Genomic DNA, 6,764 nt, shown 5'->3' on the forward strand with positions numbered 1-6,764 from the left:
CTCCCCGGTCCGCCAACAGGGACCTAGCAAATTACGGCAGATAGGCGTGCGATTCTTGCCAAACGCCTGCACATTCCGCTTTCAGTCTTGTTACCGGCGTGACAAGTAGCGCTAGGCGATGATGAAGCGGACCACGACGCCCGAGCAGTCGCCCGCCACGCAGATCCGCACGGGGGCGTCGTAGCGGCCCGGCCTCGTCGGGACGCCGCCCACGTGCCCGTCGGGACCGATCGCGACGCCCGGCGGCAGCTTGCCCGCGTCGGTGACGGTGTAGGTCGCCAGCACGCCCTCGGGAGCGCCCTCGATCCCGATCGAGCTGTCGAGAAGCACGCCGACCCTCGCGGGGAAGGTCAGCTGAACGGGAGACCAGGTCACCTTCCTGTGCACGATCAGCGTGATGCGCTCGTCGGCGCAGATCTTGTCCTTGCAGACCGTGATCGTGGTGGAGTAGGTGCCTGGCCGCTTCGGCGTGCCGTACATGATGCCGGCCTCGTCGACGCCCACCCCCGGCGCGAGCGTCGCGCGTTCGAAGTCGACGTTGTCGTCGACGGGCAGCAGCCGTTCGTCGACCCCGATCCCCTCCGTGAGGTGGAAGGTGTTCTCGACCAGCAGCTTCGGGCTCTGCGCCTCGTGCAGCACGGGGGTGTCGCGAATCATGGACGCGGGCCTCACCCCCATCGAGGGCACCAGTGGCATGACCGCGCACAACGCGGACAGAGCGACGAGCGCCAGCCACTTCCACTGCATGCAGGGGTACCTACCCCTTTCGCAGCTCAGCGTCACTCCAGACGCACATGGACATAATCAGGACATGGCTGAATCCGCCCAGACGCTCGAACGCGGGCTCCACCTGCTCAGGCTGCTCGCCGACGGTCACGGCGGACGCACGCCCACCGAGCTCGCGGCCCAGCTGTCGCTGAGCCGCCCCGTGGTCTACCGCCTGCTCACCTCACTGCAGAACGAGGGGTTCGTCAGACGGGACCGCGAAGGGCGGGTCCATCTGGGGTACGGCGTGCTGGTGCTGGCCCAGGCGGTACAGCCGCTGCTGCGCGCGGCGGCGCTGCCCACGCTGCGGCGGCTGGCCGAGCAGGTGGGCGCGACCGCGCACCTCACGGTGGCCGAGGGCGACGACGGGCTCGCCGTCGCCGTGGTCGAACCGTCGTGGACCACCATGCACGTCGCCTATCGGGAGGGCGCTCGGCACCCGCTCACGAAGGGAGCGGCAGGTCAGGCCATCCTCGCGTTGCGGTCGGGCGACACGGGGTATCTCGTGACGGAGGGACAGCTGCAGGAGGGCGCACGCGGTGTGGCCGCGCCGGTCGCCGGGCTGCCCTGGCTGGAGGCGTCGGTGGGCGTGGTGACCTTCGGCCCGCTGGGCCAGGAGGTCGGACCGCGCGTGGTGGAGGCCGCCCGCGAGCTGACCGAGGCTCTCGGGTGAGCCGCCGGTTGACATCCTCCGCCGAATGAAGGAGCGTATTTACGCATAGAGGACACCTATGTCCGATAAACGGACGGAGCAGTGATGCCGTACTACCGCCAGGTGGGAGAGATCCCCCGCAAGCGCCACGTGCAGTTCAAGCGCCCGGACGGCGGCCTGTACGCCGAGGAGCTGATGGGCGAGGAGGGCTTCTCCTCCGACTCCTCGCTGCTGTACCACCGCTACCTGCCGACCGCGATCGTCAAGGCCGAGGCCGTCGACCCCGTCGTCTCGGTGAACACCGCGCCCAACCTGCCGCTGTCACCGCGCCACTTCCGCACGCAGGACCTCACCAGCGCAGGCGACCTGGTCGCCGGGCGCATCCTGTTGTCGGCCAACAGCGACGTCCGATTGTCGTACGCCACCACCGACCGGCCCAGCGAGCTCTACCGCAACTCCAAGGGCGACGAGTGCGTCTACATCCAGCGCGGCAGCGTCCGCTTCGAGTCGACCTACGGGGTGATCGAGGCGGGTGAGGGCGACTACGTCGTGATCCCGACCGGCACGATCCACCGCTGGGTCCCCTCGGGCACCGTGAACGCCCTGGTCATCGAGGCGTCGGGGCACATCAGGCCGCCCAGGCGCTACCTGTCGCAGTACGGGCAGTTCCTCGAGCACGCGCCGTACTGCGAGCGCGACCTCAGGACGCCGCAGGAGCCGCTGATCACCGAGGGCGAGGAGGTCCCCGTCCTGGTGCGCACGCGCGGCGGGCTCACCAGGCTGACCTACCGCAACCACCCCTTCGACGTGGTCGGCTGGGACGGCTACCTCTACCCCTACGCCTTCAACATCGAGGACTTCGAGCCCGTGGTGAAGAAGACGCACGCGCCGCCGCCCGTCCACCAGACCTTCGAGGGTCCGGGCTTCGTGGTGTGCTCGTTCATGCCGCGCCCGCTCGACTTCCACCCCGAGGCCGTGCCGATCCCCTACAACCACCACAACGTCGACTCCGACGAGTTCATGTTCTACGTGGGCGGCGACTACTCCGCGCGGGCGGGCTCCGGCATCGACGTCGGCTCGATCTCGCTGCACCCCGCCGGCTTCACCCACGGCCCGCAGCCCGGAGCGGTCGAGGCGGTGATCGCCGCGGGCGCCACGCACACCAGCGAGATGGCCGTCATGGTCGACACCTTCAGGCCGCTCGACCTCGGCGAGGGCGCACTGGCCTGCGAGGACCCCGGCTACGCATGGACCTGGGCACGATGACCTCCTTCGAGTGCGGCACCCAGGGGCCGCGGACGACCCTGTTCTCCTCCCTGGTCGACGACGCGGGGCTGTTCCCTCCGACCTCCCTGCACATGTCGGAGGCGCTCGCGCGCCACCAGCGTGACCTCGACGCGGGCAGCCCCGTCCTGACCCACCGCTTCCTGTGCCCGTCCAGCAGGATCGACGCCCTGCGCAGGGAGCCCCAGCAGCCCAGGAGGATCGGCCTCATCGTCGACACCTCCGAGATCCCCCCCTTCGACGACCTGCCCGTCGACCTCGTGGAGGTACGGCTGCCGCCCGAGCAGTCGGTGAACGCGATGGCCGAGCGGCTGCAGGGCCACCTGCCGCCCAACGCCGCCCTCTTCATCGAGGTGCCTCCCACCAAGCTCGTGCCGAACATGCCGCAGGGGGTCGGGCTGAAGGTGCGCTGCGGCGGCGCCACCCCCGACGCCTTCCCGAGCGTCGGCCAGCTGGCCGCCTTCATCGGTTTCTGCGTCGCCCACGACATCAGGTTCAAGGCCACCGCCGGGCTGCACCACGCCGTGCGCCACTTCGACCCCTCACTCGCCGTCGACCGCCACGGCTTCCTCAACCTCGTGCTCGCCGTCTGCGAGGCCGTCGAGGCGCGCGACCCCGCGCACGTGCTGGGCACCACCGACGTGGGCGAGCTCGTACGGCTGGCGCGGGCCGTCCCCGAGCAGACCGCCAAGCGGGCCAGGCAGCTCCTGGTCAGCTACGGCTCGTGCAGCACCAGCGCGCCCATCGACGACCTGCGAACCCTTGGATTGGACACCTGATGAGCTGGGGACTCGACAACCTGCCCTACGGCGTCTTCTCCAGGCGCGGACAGGCGCCCCGGGTGGGCGTGCGCTACGGCGACGCCGTCCTCGACCTGGCCGCCGCGCTGCACGACGAGGTGTTCGCCACCGGCTCGCTGAACGCCTTCATGGCCAGAGGGCGCACCGCCTGGCACGACACGCGCACGCTGATCCAGAACAAGCTCTCCACCGACCAGTCCGTCACCGAGGCCCACCTGGTGCCGCTCGACCAGGTCACCCTGCACCTGCCGTTCGAGGTGGCCGACTACGTCGACTTCTACTGCTCGATCGAGCACGCCTCGAACCTGGGCAGGATGTTCCGTCCCGACGAGGAGCCGCTGAAGCCGAACTGGCGTCACCTGCCCGTCGGCTACCACGGCCGCGCGGGCACCGTCGTGGTCTCGGGCACCGACGTCGCCAGGCCCAGCGGCCAGCTCGGCCCCGGCAGGTTCGGCCCGACCGCCAAGCTGGACATCGAGGCGGAGCTGGGCTTCGTGGTCGGCTCGCCGGACGGCGCCGCCTTCGAGGACCGCGTCTTCGGCGTGACGCTGGTCAACGACTGGAGCGCGCGCGACATCCAGGCGTGGGAGTACGTGCCGCTCGGGCCCTTCCTCGGCAAGTCCTTCGCGACCTCGATCTCGCCGTGGATCACGCCGCTGGAGGCGCTGCCGAGGATCAAGGGACGCGCCCAGGATCCCGCGCCGCTGCCGTACCTGTCGCGGGAGGCCGACTGGGGGCTGGACATCGCGCTGGAGGTCGAGCTGAACGGCGAGATCGTCTCGCGGCCGCCGTACGCGACCATGTACTGGACCCCCGACCAGATGCTCGCGCACATGACCGTGAACGGCGCGACCCTCAGGACAGGAGACCTGTTCGCCAGCGGCACGATCTCCGGCGACGCCGCCGACACCCGGGGCTCGCTGATCGAGCTGACGTGGAACGGCACGGAACCACTCAAGCTCGGCAACGGGGAGATCCGCACGTTCCTGGAGGACGGCGACGTCGTCACGATCCGCGCCACCGCCGGGGCCATCGCTTTGGGGGAAGTGTCCGGAACCGTCACTCCAGGTGCTTGATCACTCACTCCCCGCTAAACTCTGGGGCCTTCCCCCGGAGTGAAGGAGTGAGATGCGGCGCGCCCTTGTGCTGCTCGGCGGTCTGCCACTGATCGGTGGCTGCAGTCTGGTGAGGGCCGAGGGGCCCGTGCCGCCCGCTCCTCCGACGATCGCCGTCTCCCCCGCCTTCGACACCGACCAGGCCAGGCCCGACCGCGGCCTGGTCGTCAAGGCCAGCGGCGGCAAGCTCGGCAAGGTCGACGCCTACGCCGGCGCCGTCGCCATCCCCGGCAGATACGACTCCACCGGCACGGTCTGGCGCTCGAGTTGGACGCTGCCGCCCGGCGTCGAGCACACCGTGACGGCCACGGCCGCGGGCCCGCAGGGCGGCCCCACCACCCTGGCGATGGGCCGCTTCCGCACCCGCGCCGCCCAGCGCACCTTCAAGGTGGCGTCGGTCTCGCCGCTGCCGGGCGAGACCGTCGGCGTCGGCACCCCGATCATCGTCACCTTCGACAACCCCATCCGCCACAAGGCGGCCGTCGAACGCGCCATGGAGGTGCGCTCCACCAAGCCGGTCGAGGGCGCGTGGCGCTGGACCAGCGACACCGAGGCCGTCTACCGCACCAGGCACTACTGGCCGGCGCGGCAGAACGTCTCCTTCACCGCCCACCTGTCAGGCGTCAGAGCCGCCCCAGGCGTGTACGGCACCGCCGACCACGCGCTCACCTTCACGATCGGCCGCAGGCAGACCAGCTCCGTCGACACCGTCACCCACCAGATGGTCGTGCGCCGCGACGGCGCGATCGTGCAGACCATGGCGATCAGCGCGGGCATGGCCACCACCCGCGAGTACACCACCACCAGCGGCATCCACCTGACCATGGAGAAGGGCGACCCGGTCAGGATGATCTCGCCCGGCAGGCGCAAGGGCGACCCCGGCTTCTACGACCTGCTGATCGACCACGCGGTCCGCATCTCCAACAGCGGCGAGTACGTCCATGCCAAGAACAACGTCTGGGCGCAGGGCAGGGTCAACGTCAGCCACGGCTGCGTCAACGCCAGGCCCGACCAGGCCGCCTGGTTCTACGACAACTCCCTGCGCGGCGACCCTGTCACGATCGTCGGCACCGACCGCGTGCTCGAGTGGAACAACGGCTGGGGCTACTGGCAGCTGCCATGGGACAAGTGGGTCCAGGGCAGCGCCCTGTACGACCCCAGGCCGTCGGACGTCTGGGTCGCCACCAAGCCCCCTCCACACGCCCTGCCGTGAATCGATTCCAATCCCGGTGGCCGCTGGCACTGCAAAGTGGGTAATCAGAGGATTACCGTAGAGACGGAACCACTTGAGGACATGGGCCCGTTTCCCTTACAGGAGGGCCGGAGTATGGATGATTGGGTCATCTGGATAATCCTCGCCGTCGTCCTCGGCGTGGCCGAAATCTTCTCACTCACCGCCGCACTGGGTCTGCTGGGAGTCTCGGCGCTGCTCACCGCGATGGTGGCGGCCATCGGGTTGCCGATACCCATACAGCTCCTGGTGTTCACCCTCACCTCGGTCGCGGGACTGGTCGTCATCCGGCCGCTCGCGATGCGCAACATCCGGCAGCCCCAACTCCAGCGCTTCGGCGTCGACGCGCTGGTGGGCAAGTCCGCGTACGTCGTCAAGGAGGTCACGGGCCGCCAGGGCCTCGTCCGCATCGGCGGCGAGGAGTGGTCGGCACGGGCCTACGACGAGACCGTGGTGATCCCGGAAGGGGCGACCGTCGACGTCATCGAGATCGAGGGCGCCACCGCCCTCGTCTACCCCCGGGAGTGATCAAATGGCGCTACTCATAGCGGGACTCGTAGTCGCACTGTTCGCCGTGTTCACCGTGTTGCGTGCCGTACGCATCGTGCCGCAGGCCCGCGCGCGCAACGTCGAGCGACTGGGCCGCTACCACCGCACGCTCAAACCCGGCCTGAACTTCGTGATCCCCTACATCGACCGCGTCTATCCCATGATCGACCTGCGCGAGCAGGTCGTCTCCTTCCGCCCGCAGCCCGTCATCACCGAGGACAACCTGGTCGTCGAGATCGACACCGTCCTGTACTTCCAGGTGACCGACCCACGCGCGGCGGCGTACGAGATCGCCAACTACATCCAGGCGGTCGAGCAGCTCACCGTCACCACGCTGCGCAACGTCGTCGGCTCCATGGACCTCGAGA

The 6,764-nt window shown here is 69.4% G+C and carries 8 protein-coding genes; 7 read left to right on the plus strand and 1 reads right to left on the minus strand.

Features of this window, described 5'->3' with window-relative positions; all coding sequences use genetic code 11:
* Nucleotides 1–111: 111 nt before the first annotated feature.
* Complete coding sequence (locus ABFX50_RS11410; protein WP_346145678.1) at nucleotides 112–747, minus strand: hypothetical protein; 636 nt, start codon at nucleotides 745–747, stop codon at nucleotides 112–114.
* A gap of 64 nt (nucleotides 748–811) precedes the next feature.
* On the opposite strand from ABFX50_RS11410, the gene ABFX50_RS11415 reads away from it, so the two are divergent.
* From ABFX50_RS11415 to ABFX50_RS11445, 7 genes are all read left to right on the plus strand, one after another.
* Entirely contained in the window at nucleotides 812–1,438 is a 627-nt protein-coding gene (locus tag ABFX50_RS11415; protein WP_183654719.1) for an IclR family transcriptional regulator, read from the plus strand.
* An 84-nt stretch (nucleotides 1,439–1,522) separates the two neighbouring features.
* Complete coding sequence (locus ABFX50_RS11420; protein ID WP_346145680.1) at nucleotides 1,523–2,683, plus strand: homogentisate 1,2-dioxygenase; 1,161 nt, start codon at nucleotides 1,523–1,525, stop codon at nucleotides 2,681–2,683.
* A complete protein-coding gene (locus ABFX50_RS11425; protein WP_346145682.1) occupies nucleotides 2,665–3,480 on the plus strand; it encodes a hypothetical protein in 816 nt (271 codons plus the stop codon). Before ABFX50_RS11420 ends, ABFX50_RS11425 begins: the two co-directional genes overlap by 19 nt.
* Nucleotides 3,480–4,577 carry a fumarylacetoacetase gene (gene fahA / locus ABFX50_RS11430; protein ID WP_346145684.1) on the plus strand — a complete coding sequence of 366 codons (1,098 nt, stop codon included), beginning with the start codon at nucleotides 3,480–3,482 and terminating at the stop codon, nucleotides 4,575–4,577. The genes ABFX50_RS11425 and fahA overlap by 1 nt, the downstream gene beginning before the upstream one ends.
* Before the next feature lie 52 nt (nucleotides 4,578–4,629).
* The gene (locus ABFX50_RS11435) at nucleotides 4,630–5,829 is read left to right on the plus strand and encodes a L,D-transpeptidase (RefSeq protein WP_346145686.1); all 1,200 of its coding nucleotides are present in this window, start codon (nucleotides 4,630–4,632) and stop codon (nucleotides 5,827–5,829) included.
* A 114-nt stretch (nucleotides 5,830–5,943) separates the two neighbouring features.
* Nucleotides 5,944–6,375: an NfeD family protein gene (locus ABFX50_RS11440; protein ID WP_183654710.1), complete on the plus strand. Its 432-nt coding sequence runs from the start codon at nucleotides 5,944–5,946 to the stop codon at nucleotides 6,373–6,375.
* Between the two features lie 4 nt (nucleotides 6,376–6,379).
* Nucleotides 6,380–6,764 (plus strand): SPFH domain-containing protein (locus tag ABFX50_RS11445; RefSeq protein ID WP_346145688.1); only part of this gene is annotated, 385 nt, incomplete at its 3' end.

Source organism: Nonomuraea recticatena (assembly GCF_039533245.1).
Lineage (GTDB): Bacteria > Actinomycetota > Actinomycetes > Streptosporangiales > Streptosporangiaceae > Nonomuraea > Nonomuraea roseola.

Coding starts and splice junctions, on each gene's coding strand:
- ABFX50_RS11410 (WP_346145678.1), bottom strand. CDS start 747: ATGCAGTGGAAGTGGCTGGCGCTCGTCGCTCTGTCCGCGTTGTGCGCG.
- ABFX50_RS11415 (WP_183654719.1), top strand. CDS start 812: ATGGCTGAATCCGCCCAGACGCTCGAACGCGGGCTCCACCTGCTCAGG.
- ABFX50_RS11420 (WP_346145680.1), top strand. CDS start 1,523: ATGCCGTACTACCGCCAGGTGGGAGAGATCCCCCGCAAGCGCCACGTG.
- ABFX50_RS11425 (WP_346145682.1), top strand. CDS start 2,665: ATGGACCTGGGCACGATGACCTCCTTCGAGTGCGGCACCCAGGGGCCG.
- fahA (WP_346145684.1), top strand. CDS start 3,480: ATGAGCTGGGGACTCGACAACCTGCCCTACGGCGTCTTCTCCAGGCGC.
- ABFX50_RS11435 (WP_346145686.1), top strand. CDS start 4,630: ATGCGGCGCGCCCTTGTGCTGCTCGGCGGTCTGCCACTGATCGGTGGC.
- ABFX50_RS11440 (WP_183654710.1), top strand. CDS start 5,944: ATGGATGATTGGGTCATCTGGATAATCCTCGCCGTCGTCCTCGGCGTG.